We start from the raw sequence: 13708 nt of genomic DNA, 5'->3' as shown, positions 1-13708 counted from the left end.
GGGGTCACGGCTCCTCGCGCCAGCCGTCCCACTCCCCCGCGAACGCGTCCAGCTCGGCCGGGTCGAGCCGCTTGCCCTCGTCCCGCAGCACCACCAGCCACTGGGCGTCCTCGGCGTCGTCCTCGCCGGCCAGCGCGTCCCGGACCAGCCGGGGTTCCTCGTCGATCCCGAACCTCTCCCCGAGCGCTTCGGCCGCCTCCTCGGCGGCGTCGCGATCGGGCAGCACCAGCACATGTCTCACATCACTCACGGGGCCATTCTCCGGCACCGGGGGTGAGACGAAGGGGCAGGTCGGTCCCCGGGAGCGAGGCGTACGAGGCCTACGAGGTACCAGGTACGAGGCGTACGACGAGGCTTCGGCAGCCCGGCTGGGCGGCGCCTCGACTCCTCGGCACCCTCGGCACGTCAGCCCTTCAGGTCGAAGTCGCGCACCGTCGGCACACAGCTCAACTCGATGCCGAAGCGCTCCCGGTAGACCGTCAGCACCTCCTCGTCCGTCTCCAGCTCCCGCGTCTCCTGCGTGCCGTCCACGGTGGTCGTCCTCAGCCTGCGCCCGCTGAGCGTGATCCTCCCGCCGTCCTCCGTGAGCCGCGAACAGACCAGCGACCGGGTGAAGTGCGACCGCGGCGACGTGCTGTGCCACCAGGCGCCGGCCGCGAAGTCCCCGAGCGCCCGGGGGCGGGTCTCCAGCAGGTACTGCGGCCTGCCGTCCCGCAGGACGTCCACATCCCCGGTACCCGGCGCGGCACCACCACGCACCCCGGCCGGGTCCGGTCCCGCGTCCACCACCCGGAACCTGCCACCGGGGTCGTCCTGCTCCCCGCGTTCCGCACAGGCGAGCGGCCAGTGGCTGTGCGCCCCGAACCCGACGTCGGCGAGCCAGGTGTCCCCGTCCGCCGCCCGCACCCGCAGCGCCAGATGGTCGTACGGGATCCCGAGCCGCCCCTCGTCCCCGTACACGCGTCCGGCGAGCAGTTCCACCTCGTAGCCGAGGGCGGCGAGCAACGTCCCGAACGCGCCGTTCAGTTCGTAGCAGAAGCCGCCCCGGCGGGCCTCGGTCACCTTGTCCAGCAGCCGCTTCTCCTCCAGGGTGATCTCCTCTCCGAGGTGGACGGACAGGTTCTCGAAGGGAACGGTCCGCAGATGGCGCAGGTGCAGCTCGCGCAGCGCCTCGCTGGTGGGTTGCGGTGGGCGCGCGAGGCCGAGTCGACGGAGATAGGCGTCGATCTGTACGGAGGTCATGGGCCCAGTCTGCTCCAGCCTCTTCCCGTCCTCACCGGGCCGTCCCTTCTCCGACGTCTCTCCTGGCCCTCCTTACTTTCCCCCCTTCCCCGGGCCGGCCCTTTCCGGGGCTCGCCGCCGCCCTGTCCCCAGTCCTCGCCGTCGTCTCCGTCCTCTGCCTCCTCTCCTTCCTCTCAGTCCTCCGTCCTCTCCGTCCTCTCCGTCCCCTCCGTCGTCTCCGTCCCCTCCGTCGTCTCCCTGCGTCTGACTTCGTCGTCAGTCCTCTCTCGTCACCCCTATCCGCCCGTGCCTCCCTCCGGTCCCGGTGACGGCGAGCGCGCCGTCCCGGTCGGTGCTCAGGACCACCGCGCCGCCGGCCCGCAGCGCGGCCATGGTCGCCGGGGCCGGGTGACCGTAGGGGTTGCCGGCACCTGCGGACACCAGCGCCACCCTGGGTGCCGCCAGGCGCAACAACTCCGGCTCCTGATAGGCCGAGCCGTGATGGGCCACCTTCAGGACGTCCACTCCGGCCAGCTCCTCCCCCGCCGGGGACCGCACCAGCGCCTGCTGGGCCGGGGGTTCGAGATCTCCGAGCAGCAGCAGCCGCAGTCCGCCCGTGCGCACGAGCAGCGCGACGCTGGCGTCGTTCGGGCCCTCCGGCTCCCACCCGGCGCCCGCGCCCTGCCACACCGGAGGCACACGTGGACCCTGTGCTGGCGGTGGCGGTGGCCACAGCACCCGCCAGGTGAGTGGTCCGGTGCGCCGCTCCTCTCCCGCGACGGCGGTCGTGACCGGGATGTGCCGCTCGGCCGCCTCTCTCCGGACGAACTCGGCCTGCTCCGCGGGTTCCGCGAACGCCGTTGTCTCGATCGCGGCCACCGCACGGCCCCGCAGGACGCCGGGCAGGCCCGCCACATGGTCGGCGTGGAAGTGGGTGAGGACGAGGAGGGGGACACGAGTGATGCCCAGCCGTCGCAGGCAGTCGTCGACCAGCGCCGGATCGGGGCCGGCGTCCACCACCACGCCGGCACCCTCGCCCGCCGCCAGCACGGTCGCGTCACCCTGCCCGACATCGCACATCGCGAACCGCCAGCCCGGCGGTGGCCAGCCGATGATCATCCGGGTCAGCGGCGCCGGCCGCGTGACCAGCAGCATGAGCAGCACGCCGAGCAGGGCGCACCAGCCCGGGTGCCGCAGCAGTCTCCGGCCGGCCAGGACGAGGGCCGCGGTGACCACCGCCAGCGCCAGTGCGCCCGGCCAGCTCCCGGGCCAGTCCACTCCCGCGCCCGGCAGCGCCGCCCCGGTCCGGGCGACGCCGGCGATCCACCGCGCCGGCCAACTCGCGCACCAGGCCAGCACCTTGGCCACCGGCATCGCCACCGGCGCCGTCGCGAGCGCCGCGAATCCCAGGACCGTCGCCGGCGCCACCGCCACCTCGGCCAGCAGGTTGCACGGCACCGCCACCAGGCTCACCCTGGCCGACAGCACCGCCACGACGGGCGCGCACACGGCCTGCGCGGCGGCGGCCGCCGCCAGGGCCTCGGCGAGCCGCGGACGCACTCCGCGCCGCCGCAACGCCTCGCTCCAGCCCGGCGCCAGCACCAGCAGCGCACCGGTGGCCAGCACGGACAGCAGGAAGCCGTAACTGCGGGCCAGCCACGGGTCGTACAGCACCAGCAGCAGGACGGCCGTGGCCAATGCCGGCACCAGTGATCTCCGGCGCCCGGTGGCCAGGGCGAGCAGCGCGACCGCGCCGCAGGCGGCGGCCCGCAGCACGCTGGGGTCGGGCCGGCAGACGACCACGAAGCCCAGTGTCAGCGCCCCCGCGAGCAGGGCCGTCGCCCGCAGGGAGAGTCCCAGGCGTGGTGCCAGGCCACGGCGCTCGGCCCGTTGGGCCAGGCCGGGCGGGCCGATGAGCAACGCCAGCAGGACGGTGAGGTTGCTGCCGGAGACGGCGAGCGTGTGCGCCAGGTCCGTCTCCTGGAAGGCGTGGTCCAGCTCGGGCGTGATCCGCGAGGTGTCCCCGACGACCAGCCCCGGCAGCAGCGCCCGCGCGTCTTCCGGCAGGTCTTCGGTCGCGTCCCGCAGGCCGGCTCGGAGCCGTCCCGCCAAACGCTGCGGCCCGTTCGGCCCGGCTACGATCCGCGGCTCCGGACGGCCGCGCACCCGCAGCACGGCCGCGATCCGGTCACCGCCCGCCAGCCCTGGCGCCAGCCGCCCGGCCACCCGCAGCCGCGTGGACGGCAGCAGCCCGAGCCAGGCGGCTCGCCCAGCCGCCACGCTCCGTTCGACACGGTCCGGCGGCGGCCCGGAACTCCGTCTTCCCCCGGCGCTCTCCTCCGGTGCTGGGACATCCGGGTCGACGATCAGCAGTACGGGGGTCCGCGTCCGCGCACGTCTTCCGTGAGCCTCCTCGATACTGCGCACCTCGGCCCGGGCCAGCACCGCGGCGGGGGCCGCGTGATCACCACGGACGTGTGGCCTGCTCAGCCAGGGATCGCCGGTCACCTCGACCTCGGCGGTCACGGTCGCGAACCGCCGGGCCAGCTCGGGCACCGGCCCACGTCGCACGTCGGCCCCGTGCAGCCCGGCGGAGGCGGCTGCCGCGGCGATGCAGAGCAACACCGTGGCGACGGCGGCACGCGCCCATCCGAACCGAGCGCGCACCCACCGGGCCAGCCCCGTCCGGCGCCCCTGCCCCGCCACCGCCGTGCCCGTCACCGCCCTCCCTGTCGCAGCCCTTCCCGTCACCGGCGTCCCTGTCGCAACTCTCCCCGTCACCGCCGTCCCTGTCGCAGCCCTGACCGTCACCGCCCTTTCCGTCGCCGCCGTCCCTGTCGACGCCGTCCGCCGAGCACCGACCGCGTCATCGGCCGGCAGATCCGTCTCAGCCCGTCCGGCGCCGCCCGCCCCTCCCGGCCTCCGCACCGACAGCAGGAGCAGCCCGCCGACCAGGCAGACGGCGGCGATCGCCGCGGTCCAGGCCCCCGGTGCGTCCACGGTCAGGGCCGCCGTGGCCCAGGCCGCGAGTGCCGGCGGTACCAGGCGCAGGTCCATGGGACCGCTCCGGTCGGTGCGCGCGGTGTCATCCCGCTCGGGCTCGGAGCGCGGGCCGGTCACGTCGAGCACGCGGCTCATGGCCGTACCAGGTCGCGCAGATCGGTGAACCGGCGGTCGCCGATACCGTTGACCTCGCGCAGTTCGTCCACCGAGCGGAAGCCGCCGTGCTGGGTGCGGTAATCGATGATGTGCTGGGCCAGTACCGGGCCGACTCCGGGCAGGGTGTCGAGCTGGTCCGCCGTGGCCGTGTTCAGGGAGACCGGCGCCGGCGGGCCCGTGCCGGTGGTTCCGGTGAGCGAACCTCCTCCCGGGGCAGGCGAAGCGGCGGCCTCGGCAGGGGTGCCGACGACGACCTGTTCGCCGTCGACCAGGAAGCGGGCTCGGTTCAGTCCTTCCGTGCTCACGCCCGGCCGGACCCCGCCCGCCGCCCGCAGCGCGTCGGCCACCCGGGCACCGGCCGGCAGCCGCCGGATCCCCGGCTTCCGGACCTTGCCGCTGATGTCCACGACGATCTCCGCGCCGGGTGTCGCCGACGTGCCGACGGCCGGTGCGACGGTCGCTCCCTCACCCTTCTTGGTGAAGGGCGCCTGAGCACGCACCACCTGAGGGGCACTCACCTGCTGGGGCCGACCCGCCCAGAAGTGCTGCACGGCGAAGACAGCGGCGGCCACGAGCACCACCGCGAGCGCCACGGCTCCCCGCCGCTCCACTGCGTACCGGGTCTGGAGCCACACCGGCATCCGCTCGCGCAGCGCCAGCCCGGCCCGCTGCCGCCAGCCAGGGGCCCTGGGCTCCTCCGACACCGACACCGGCTCCGATTCGGGCTCCCGCTCCCGCTCCGGCAACCGCACCGCACCGCCCGGTTCAGGCGCGGTGACAGTCGCTGCCCGCGACCGGATCCCGCCCGACACCGACGTGACCGCTGTCACCGTCCGCCTGGAACCCGAAGGCGAACTCAGGCCGGGTGCCAGGCCGGTCACCGTTGCCGTCGGTGTGTCCCCGGAGCCGTCCCGGATCGGCGGCGCGTTCCCCGACTCCCGCCACTGCACGGCCCGTTCGCCGAAGAGGAGTTCTGCTCGGCGGCGCAGTTCCTCCGCCGGCGCGGACGGGTGGCGGCGGACATGGCGACGGCCGGCGGGGCGGCGCTGCCGGACACGGCCGTCGGAGGCGGGGTCACGGCCGGGGCCGCTGGTCGCGGTTGCTGTGCGTGAGCGAGATCGAAGTGCCATGCGACGAGGATGGGGCATTCCACCCGATCGCGATGATCTTGGTGAATTCCGGTGGACGACCGCCCGGTTGTGGAAAACCCCGCCACTCACACGGGTGAAACGGGCCGGCCCTCGGCATCAACGGAATCAGGCCGTACCCGGGATCGCCGTTGTCAGCGAGGCGAGACGACCGCGCCCAGCAGCCCGGGCCCGGTGTGCGCTCCGATCACCGCTCCGACCTCGCTGACATGCAGGTCCGCCAGGCCCGGGACGCGCGCCCGCAGCCGGTCGGCGAGCGCGGCGGCGCGGTCGGGGGCGGCAAGATGATGGACGGCGATGTCGACCTCGGCGCCGCCCGCCCGCTCGGCGGCCAGTTCCTCCAGGCGCGCGATCGCCCTGGACGCCGTACGGACCTTTTCGAGCAGGTCGATACGGCCGCCGTCCAGCTGGAGCAGGGGTTTGACGGCGAGCGCGGAGCCCAGCAGTGCCTGCGCGGCACCGATACGGCCGCCGCGGCGCAGATAGTCGAGGGTGTCGACGTAGAAGAAGGCGGAGGTGCCGTCCGCGCGCTTCTCGGCGGCCGTGACGGCTTCGTCCACCGTGCCGCCCGCTTCCGCGGCCTGGGCCGCGGCGAGCGCGCAGAAGCCGAGCGCCATCGCGACCATTCCGGTGTCCACCACCCGCACGGGCACCGGTGCCTCGCGCGCCGCGAGGACCGCCGCGTCGTAGGTGCCGGACAGTTCGGCGGACAGGTGCAGGGAGACGATGCCGCTCGCGCCGGACTCGGCGACCTTGCGGTAGGTCTCCGCGAACACCTGGGGGCTGGGGCGGGACGTGGTGACAGGGCGTCGCTTCTGCAGTGCCTGGGCCAGGGAGCGGGTCGAGATCTCGGTGCCCTCTTCCAGGGCCCGGTCGCCGAGGACCACGGTCAGCGGGACCGCGGTGATGCCATGACGCTCCATCGCCCGGGGCGGCAGGTAGGCCGTTGAATCGGTGACGATCGCGACATGGCGGGACATGAGCTGGAGGTTACCTGGCGTAGTGCTCACTCGGCAGCCCGGCCCCTGTCCCGAGGCCCGGGTGCGGCTCGCTCATGTGGTGCTCTCGGGGCGGGGCTTCTTCTGCCATGGGGCGGTGGGGCGCCAGGACGGCGGGGCGATCGCCTCGGGAGCCGGCTCCTCGGCGGCGGGAGCCCCGGCGGCCTTGGGCCAGGTCTGTTCCGTGGTCCGGCCGTCGACGGTGGCGGGTGCGTCGGGCCACGGCGGGGGCGCCTGGCCGGGCTCGGCCCGCGTCCAGTGGCGCAGGGCGTCCGCTTCGATGTCGATCTGTGCGCTGAGGGTGCCCAGATCGTCGTCGGCGAATCGGCGGGCCCGGTCGCGGACGGCCCAGCGCAGGGAGTCGGCGGACTTGGTGATCCGCTCGGTGCGGCTGCGCAGTTCGGGCAGGCGTGCGGTGAGCGTGGCCCGGTCCGGCTCGGACTCCAGACGCTTGAGGTCGGCGTCCAGCTCGTGTCCGTGTGCGCTGAGCCGTTCGAAGAGGCCGAGGGACTCCTTCAGCGACTCGTCCTCCGCCACGCCCGCGTGCAGCGCGTCCTGTGTGGCGCGCATGGACGTGCGCAGCGCGAGCCGCAGCTGGGCGATCTCGCCGGCGGGGCCGATCTGCGCGAAGGACTTGGCGCGCAGGGTGTGGTCCTCGACGGTGCGGCGGGCCTGCGCGATGGTCCGGTCCACGCCGCGCTTGGCGGCGCCGACCGCCTTGACCGTGGCGTACGCGCCCAGGGCGACGAACAGCAGGAAGAGCAGGGCGAACACGGTCAGCACGACTTCCATGACGCTCCTCCTCCGGCCGGCACGGCGCAAGCCGCTGTGCTCTCCACGGTAAACGCAGCGGGCAGGTCCGGAGTTCCGGAAGAACCCCGAACCTGCCCGTAGGGGACTACCCCGAGCCGGTGAAAATCCTCCGGTTGTTACGCGGGGACGATGTTGACCAGCTTCGGCGCCCGCACGATCACCTTGCGGATGCCCGCGCCGTCCAGCGCCGCGACGACCTTCTCGTCGGCCAGCGCCACCTTCTCCAGTTCCTGCTCGGAGATGGTGGGCGGCACCTCCAGCCGGGCCTTGACCTTGCCCTTGATCTGCACGACACAGGTCACGGACTCGTCCACGACGTAGGCCGGGTCGGCGACCGGGAAGTCCCGGTGGACGACCGAGTCGGTGTGGCCCAGCTTGCGCCACAGCTCCTCGGCGATGTGCGGGGCCAGCGGGGCGACCATCAGCACCAGCGGCTCGGCCACGGACCGCGGCACGGCGGCGCCGGCCTTGGTCAGGTGGTTGTTCAGCTCGGTGACCTTGGCGATGGCGGTGTTGAAGCGCAGGCCCTCCAGGTCCTGGCGCACGCCGTCGATCGCCTTGTGCAGGGCGCGCAGGGTCTCCTCGTCGGCCTCGGCGTCGGTGACGGTGACCTCGCCGGTGTTCTCGTCGACGATGTTGCGCCACAGCCGCTGCAGCAGCCGGAACTGGCCGACCACCGCGCGCGTGTCCCACGGGCGGGAGACGTCCAGCGGGCCCATGGCCATCTCGTACAGGCGCAGCGTGTCGGCGCCGTACTCGGCGGCGATCTCGTCCGGAGTCACCGCGTTCTTCAGGGACTTGCCCATCTTGCCCAGCAGCCGGCTGACCTTCTCGCCCTGGTAGTAGTAGGCGCCGTCGCGCTCCTCCACCTCGACGGCCGGCACCGCGATGCCACGGCTGTCGCGGTAGACGTAGGCCTGGATCATGCCCTGGTTGAACAGCTTGTGGAACGGCTCCGCGGAGGAGACGTGTCCCAGGTCGTACAGGACCTTGGACCAGAAGCGCGCGTACAGCAGGTGCAGCACGGCGTGCTCGGCGCCGCCGACGTACAGGTCGACACCGCCGTGCGGCCGGCCCTCGCGCGGCCCCATCCAGTACCGCTCGATCTCCGGGTCGACCAGCTTCTGGTCGTTGTGCGGGTCCAGGTAGCGGAACTCGTACCAGCAGGAACCGGCCCAGTTGGGCATGGTGTTGGTCTCGCGGCGGTACTTCTTGGGGCCGTCGCCCAGATCCAGGGTGACGTGGACCCATTCCTCGTTGCGCGACAGTGGCGTCTCGGGCTTGGTGTCGGCGTCGTCCGGGTCGAAGGTGCGCGGGCTGTAGTCCTCGATCTCGGGCAGTTCCAGCGGCAGCATCGACTCGGGCAGCGCGTGGGCGACGCCGTCCTCGTCGTAGACGATCGGGAAGGGCTCGCCCCAGTAGCGCTGGCGGCTGAACAGCCAGTCGCGCAGCCGGAAGTTGACAGTGCCCTCGCCGATGCCCTCGCGCTCCAGCCATGCGGTGATGCGCGCCTTGGCCTCGACCACACCCAGGCCGTTCAGCCGCAGGTCGTCGCTGTCGGAGTTGACGATCTTCGCGTCGTAGGAGACGAAGGCGTCGTCCCAGGTGGACGCGTCGGTGCCACGGCCGTCGGTCGGCTCGACCACGCAGCGGATCGGCAGCTCGAAGGCGCGCGCGAAGGCGAAGTCCCGGCTGTCGTGCGCGGGCACGGCCATGATCGCGCCGGTGCCGTAGCCCATCAGGACGTAGTCGGCGATGAAGACCGGGACCTGCTCGCCGTTGACCGGGTTGGTCGCGTACGCGCCGGTGAAGACGCCCGTCTTGTCCTTGGCCTCGGCCTGCCGCTCGACGTCGGACTTCGAGGCGGCCTGCGCACGGTAGGCGGCGACGGCCTCGGCCGGGGTGGCGTGGCCGCCGGTCCACACCTCGTGCGTGCCCTCGGGCCACGCCTCGGGGGTGAACTTCTCGACCAGCGGGTGCTCGGGCGCCAGCACCATGTAGGTCGCGCCGAACAGGGTGTCGGGGCGGGTGGTGAAGACCGTGATGCGCTCGCCGTCGATCGGGAAGTCGACGCGGGCGCCCTCACTGCGGCCGATCCAGTTGCGCTGCTGCAGCTTGATGGCCTCGGGCCAGTCCAGCTCCTCCAGGTCCTCCAGCAGCCGGTCGGCGTAGGCGGTGATGCGCATGTTCCACTGGCGCAGCTTGGCCTTGAAGACCGGGAAGTTGCCGCGCTCGGAGCGGCCGTCGGCGGTGACCTCCTCGTTGGCCAGCACGGTGCCCAGGCCCGGGCACCAGTTGACCGGCGCGTCGGAGGCGTAGGCCAGGCGGTACTCGCCCAGGATGTCGGCGCGCTCGGTGGCGGTCAGCTCGCTCCACGCACGCGTGGAGCCCGGAACCGCGCGCTCACCGGACTCGAACTGTGCGATCAGCTCGGAGATCGGGCGGGCCTTGCGCGCCTCCTCGTCGTACCAGGAGTTGAAGATCTGCAGGAAGATCCACTGGGTCCACTTGTAGTAGTCCGGGTCGATCGTGGCGAACGACCGGCGCTTGTCGTGGCCCAGGCCCAGCCGGCGCAGCTGGGACTTCATGTTGTTGATGGCGGCCTCGGTGGTGATCCGCGGGTGCTCGCCGGTCGCGACGGCGTGCTGCTCGGCGGGCAGGCCGAAGGCGTCGAAGCCCAGGGTGTGCAGGACGTTGTGGCCGGTCATGCGCTGGAACCGGGCGTAGACGTCGGTGGCGATGTAGCCCAGCGGGTGGCCGACGTGCAGGCCCGCGCCGGAGGGGTACGGGAACATGTCCATGATGAACTTCTTGGGCTTGGCGACCAGCTCGGGATCGCCCGCCAGGTCGCCCGTGGGGTTCGCCGCCGCGTAGGTGCCGTCGGCGTCCCAGAAGTCCTGCCAGCGTGCCTCGATCTCGGCAGCCATGGCGGCCGTGTAGCGGTGCGGCGCGGCCTCCGCCGACGCGGCGGTGGCAGCGGGGTTCGTCTCGCTCATGATCCTCAAAGCTCCATCGATCGTCTCTGCCTGCGGCTGTGACATCCAAAGAAACGAAAAAACCCCTCGCACAGGAGGGGACGCCGCGCCGATGCCGACCTCACGGGTGGACCGGGGTCGGTACTGATCAGCGCGGCCCGCTAAGCAGAAGGCGTACGGCACGCATGGCGTTAGGGTACCGCAGCCCTTGAGCAAGCCGCGAGGCGCTTCCGTATCCCTGGTGGACATGTCACGAAGCCCGCCAGAACTGAACGAAGGTCAAACGATTACTTCGCGTAACGTCCCCTATGGGACACCTCCCCCAGTCGCATGGTCCGTTGATAACAACGCAATAACTCAAACCCCGTACTGATCGGTATGGCGCCACTTAGAGTGCGGCAGCGGGACCGCTTTCCCGAAACTGCTCGGAGTTGCCCCCATGAACCCTCGTCGTAGTACCAGCTCGCTCCCCAAACCGGGCCGCTCGGCCTATGGGGTGGCGTCCGCTGTCGTCCTGCTGCTCATACCCGTGGTCGTGCTGGTCGGAGGCAGCCAGTTCCGCGAGTTCCTGAACTTCGGCGCGGGCGTGCTGTCCCTCGTCTCCCTGAGCTGCTCGGTGATCTGGGGCCTGTTCGCCCAGGACCGGATCTTCCTCAACACGCGCCAGCGGATCATCGGCCAGGCGGTGCACCGGACGACCGCGGTCGCCTCGATCGCGTTCCTGTTGCTGCACATCACCACGAAGATCGCGCTCGGTCACACGAAGCTGATCGCCGCGATCATTCCTTTCTCGCTCGGCGTCTCCGGAATCGCCGGCCTGATCGGACTGGGCTCGCTCGCGGGCCTGCTGATGATCTTCGTGGGCATCACCGGCGCCCTGCGCAGCAATTTCGCCACCCCGGCCCCGGTCGCCGCCCGCTGGCGGGCCATGCACATGCTGGCCTACCCGGCCTGGTGCGCGGCGCTGATCCACGGCCTCTACGCGGGTCGCTCGGCCAAGCCGGTCTTCGTGATCCTCTACAGCCTGTCCCTGCTCGGCGTGATGGGCGCCCTGGCGCTGCGCGCCGCCCCGCGCCCGGTCAAGCGGAAGGTCGCCGACCGGCTGGTGTCCCTGTTCGGCAGCTCGGAGCGGCCCGGACTCGACGAGCTGGACGCGAGCCGCTCGCGCGTGGCCGAGTCGGCGCTGCCCGGCTTCGAGAGCCGTCGCGATCCCCGCACGGCGTCCGCCGAGACGGTGGCATCCCCGCTCTACCAGACCCCGGTCGCCCCCGCCGCCGAGCCCGACTCCGGCTTCGCGGCGGCCTACCGCGCGGTCTCCACGCCGGGCCGCCCCCAGCAGCCCTACATGGCCGACCAGACCGCCCGCATGGACCTGCCGACGGACCTGCGGCCCACGGAGGCCATCCCGCGCGTCGACGGCCCCTCCAGCACCTCGGGCAGCTGGCCGATCCCGTCCCCGCCACCGGTCGGCGAGGCCCCGCCGTCCGCCTACGACCCGCTCCAGGACACCGGATACACCATCCCGGTCTACGGCAATCCGGACACACCCGGATACGGCGGAAGTGACGTGTACGACACCGGTGAGACAAACGGCCTCTACGGCACGTACAACCCGGGTGACACGTTCAACAGCGGTCCCGCCACCGAAACGCTGCCCGGCTCGTCCTACGAGACACCGGGCTCGGGCGAACCTTGGAACACGCCTTCCGGAGGCTTTAAGTGAACGAGGCCCTGCCCGACGTCCCCGAAGTCCGCGTGGTCGGGCTTCCCCAGCTCACGTCGGGCTTCGACCTTGTGGAGCGGCTCGATCTGGCCATGCACCTGAAGGTGCACGGGCCGCTCGACCCGCTGGGCGGCGAGCAGCTCGCCCAGCTCGCCGAAAGCATCAACCTCAAGGGCCGCGGCGGCGCCGGCTTCCCCTTCCACAAGAAGCTGCGCTCGGTCGCCGAGTCGGCGATCAAGCGCGGGGTGCGGCCGGTCGTCGTGGTCAACGGCAGCGAGGACGAACCGGCCTGCCGCAAGGACACGGTGCTGATCAACCGCGCCCCGCACCTCATCCTCGACGGCGCGCTGCTGTGCGCCGAGGCGCTCGGCGCCCGCACGCTCGTCATCGGCGTCACCCGGGAGTCCACGCAGCGCTCCATGGAGGCCGCGCTCGCCGAACGCGGGCTGAGCAACAGCCGTAGATCCGCGCTGCGCGCGTGGGTGCAGCGCAATCCGGTGCGCATGGTCACCGGCGCCGCCGCCTCGCTGATCCGCTCCGTCGACGGCGGCCCGGCCATCCCGCCCGGCCGCAAGATCAGCGCCTCGCAGAGCGGCGTCGGCGGCGCGCCCACGCTGCTGTCGAACGCGGAGACGTTCGCGCAGCTGGCCATCGCCGCCCGCATCGGCCCGGAGCGCTACGGCAACACCGGTCTGTACGACGAACCGGGCACCGTGATGCTCACGGTGTCCGGCGCGGTCGCCCGTCCGATGGTGATCGAGGTCCCCACGGGCGTGCCGCTGCGCTACGTGCTGCAACTGGCCGGCGCCCCGCCGGTCCCGCAGGGTGTGCTGACCGGTGGCTACCACGGCAAGTGGATCGACGCGGCGACCGTCAACGAGGCGATCGTCTCCCGTAACTCTCTGGACGCGGTGGGCGGTTCGCTGGGCGCGGGCGCGATCCTGCCGATCAGCCAGGAGACGTGCCCGCTGGGCGAGTCGCTGCGGGTCGCGCAGTGGCTGGCCGAGGAGAGCGCGGGCCAGTGCGGGCCCTGCTACCTGGGACTGCCCGCCGCCGCGCGCGGGCTGGAGGACATCCTGAACGGCGGCGGACCGGCCGCCCTGGAGGCGCTGAAGCAGGTCGCCAAGAACGTGAAGCGGCGCGGGGCGTGTTCGCACCCGGACGGCTCGGCGATGTTCCTGGAGTCGACCATCAAGGCGTTCACCGACGACCTGGCCGCGCACGTCCTCGGGAACGGCTGCGGACGGCCCGTGGAGGGCGTCCTGCCGCTCTTCGAGGGAGGCAGGGCGCCCACGGGCGTGCCGGGCGGCGCAGAGCCCGCGGAGACCGGCGCCAGCCGCCAGAAGATCTACGTCGACTGGACGCTCTGCCGGGGGCACGGGCTGTGCGCGGACATCCTCCCGGAGGTGTTCGAGCTCGGCGCCGACGGCTTCCCGACGGTGGCCCAGGCGCAGGTGCCGCGCTACGCGGAGGCCAAGGCACTGCGCGCGGTGCGCCGCTGCCCGGCACTGGCCCTGCGCATCGAGGAGGACACGCGCGGGCAGGCGCCGTCGCGCAACCTGCCGGTCCTCTCCCAGGGCCGCGGCCGGCGCGCGCTCGGCCGCTGAGCACACGCGAAGGGGACGGGTCACCCGTACGGGGTGACCCGCCCCCTTCGCCCGGCCACGCCGT

General features: G+C 72.6%; 9 protein-coding genes. 2 read left to right on the top strand and 7 right to left on the bottom strand.

Annotated elements, in window-relative coordinates; genetic code table 11:
* Positions 1-4: 4 nt before the first annotated feature.
* From ACH4LD_RS02410 to leuS, 7 genes are all read right to left on the bottom strand, one after another.
* The gene (locus ACH4LD_RS02410) at positions 5-250 is read right to left on the bottom strand and encodes a hypothetical protein (RefSeq protein ID WP_103810761.1); all 246 of its coding nucleotides are present in this window, start codon (positions 248-250) and stop codon (positions 5-7) included.
* Between the two features lie 155 nt (positions 251-405).
* Positions 406-1242, bottom strand: coding sequence for an arylamine N-acetyltransferase (locus ACH4LD_RS02405; RefSeq protein WP_398053316.1), 837 nt, complete (start codon positions 1240-1242; stop codon positions 406-408).
* Between the two features lie 255 nt (positions 1243-1497).
* The gene (locus tag ACH4LD_RS02400; RefSeq protein ID WP_398053600.1) at positions 1498-4278 is read right to left on the bottom strand and encodes a ComEC/Rec2 family competence protein; all 2781 of its coding nucleotides are present in this window, start codon (positions 4276-4278) and stop codon (positions 1498-1500) included.
* Between the two features lie 77 nt (positions 4279-4355).
* A complete protein-coding gene (locus ACH4LD_RS02395) occupies positions 4356-5084 on the bottom strand; it encodes a helix-hairpin-helix domain-containing protein (RefSeq protein WP_398053315.1) in 729 nt (242 codons plus the stop codon).
* A gap of 578 nt (positions 5085-5662) precedes the next feature.
* A complete protein-coding gene (locus ACH4LD_RS02390) occupies positions 5663-6508 on the bottom strand; it encodes a DegV family protein (RefSeq protein ID WP_132783510.1) in 846 nt (281 codons plus the stop codon).
* 72 nt (positions 6509-6580) lie between these two features.
* Positions 6581-7318, bottom strand: coding sequence for a hypothetical protein (locus tag ACH4LD_RS02385; protein ID WP_398053314.1), 738 nt, complete (start codon positions 7316-7318; stop codon positions 6581-6583).
* A gap of 137 nt (positions 7319-7455) precedes the next feature.
* On the bottom strand, positions 7456-10335 hold the full coding sequence (gene leuS, locus ACH4LD_RS02380) for a leucine--tRNA ligase (RefSeq protein WP_398053313.1): 2880 nt from the start codon (positions 10333-10335) through the stop codon (positions 7456-7458).
* Positions 10336-10753: 418 nt separating this feature from the next.
* On the opposite strand from leuS, the gene ACH4LD_RS02375 reads away from it, so the two are divergent.
* Complete coding sequence (locus ACH4LD_RS02375) at positions 10754-12037, top strand: cytochrome b/b6 domain-containing protein (RefSeq protein WP_398053312.1); 1284 nt, start codon at positions 10754-10756, stop codon at positions 12035-12037.
* A complete protein-coding gene (locus tag ACH4LD_RS02370; RefSeq protein WP_103810755.1) occupies positions 12034-13644 on the top strand; it encodes an NADH-quinone oxidoreductase subunit NuoF family protein in 1611 nt (536 codons plus the stop codon). Before ACH4LD_RS02375 ends, ACH4LD_RS02370 begins: the two co-directional genes overlap by 4 nt.
* The last annotated feature ends 64 nt before the right edge of the window (positions 13645-13708 follow it).

The sequence above is a fragment of the Streptomyces sp. NPDC017676 genome (assembly GCF_044329325.1).
Classification (GTDB): Bacteria; Actinomycetota; Actinomycetes; order Streptomycetales; family Streptomycetaceae; genus Streptomyces.
Note: the sequence above shows the minus strand (reverse complement) of the source record. Positions and strands in the feature narration are given on the sequence as shown.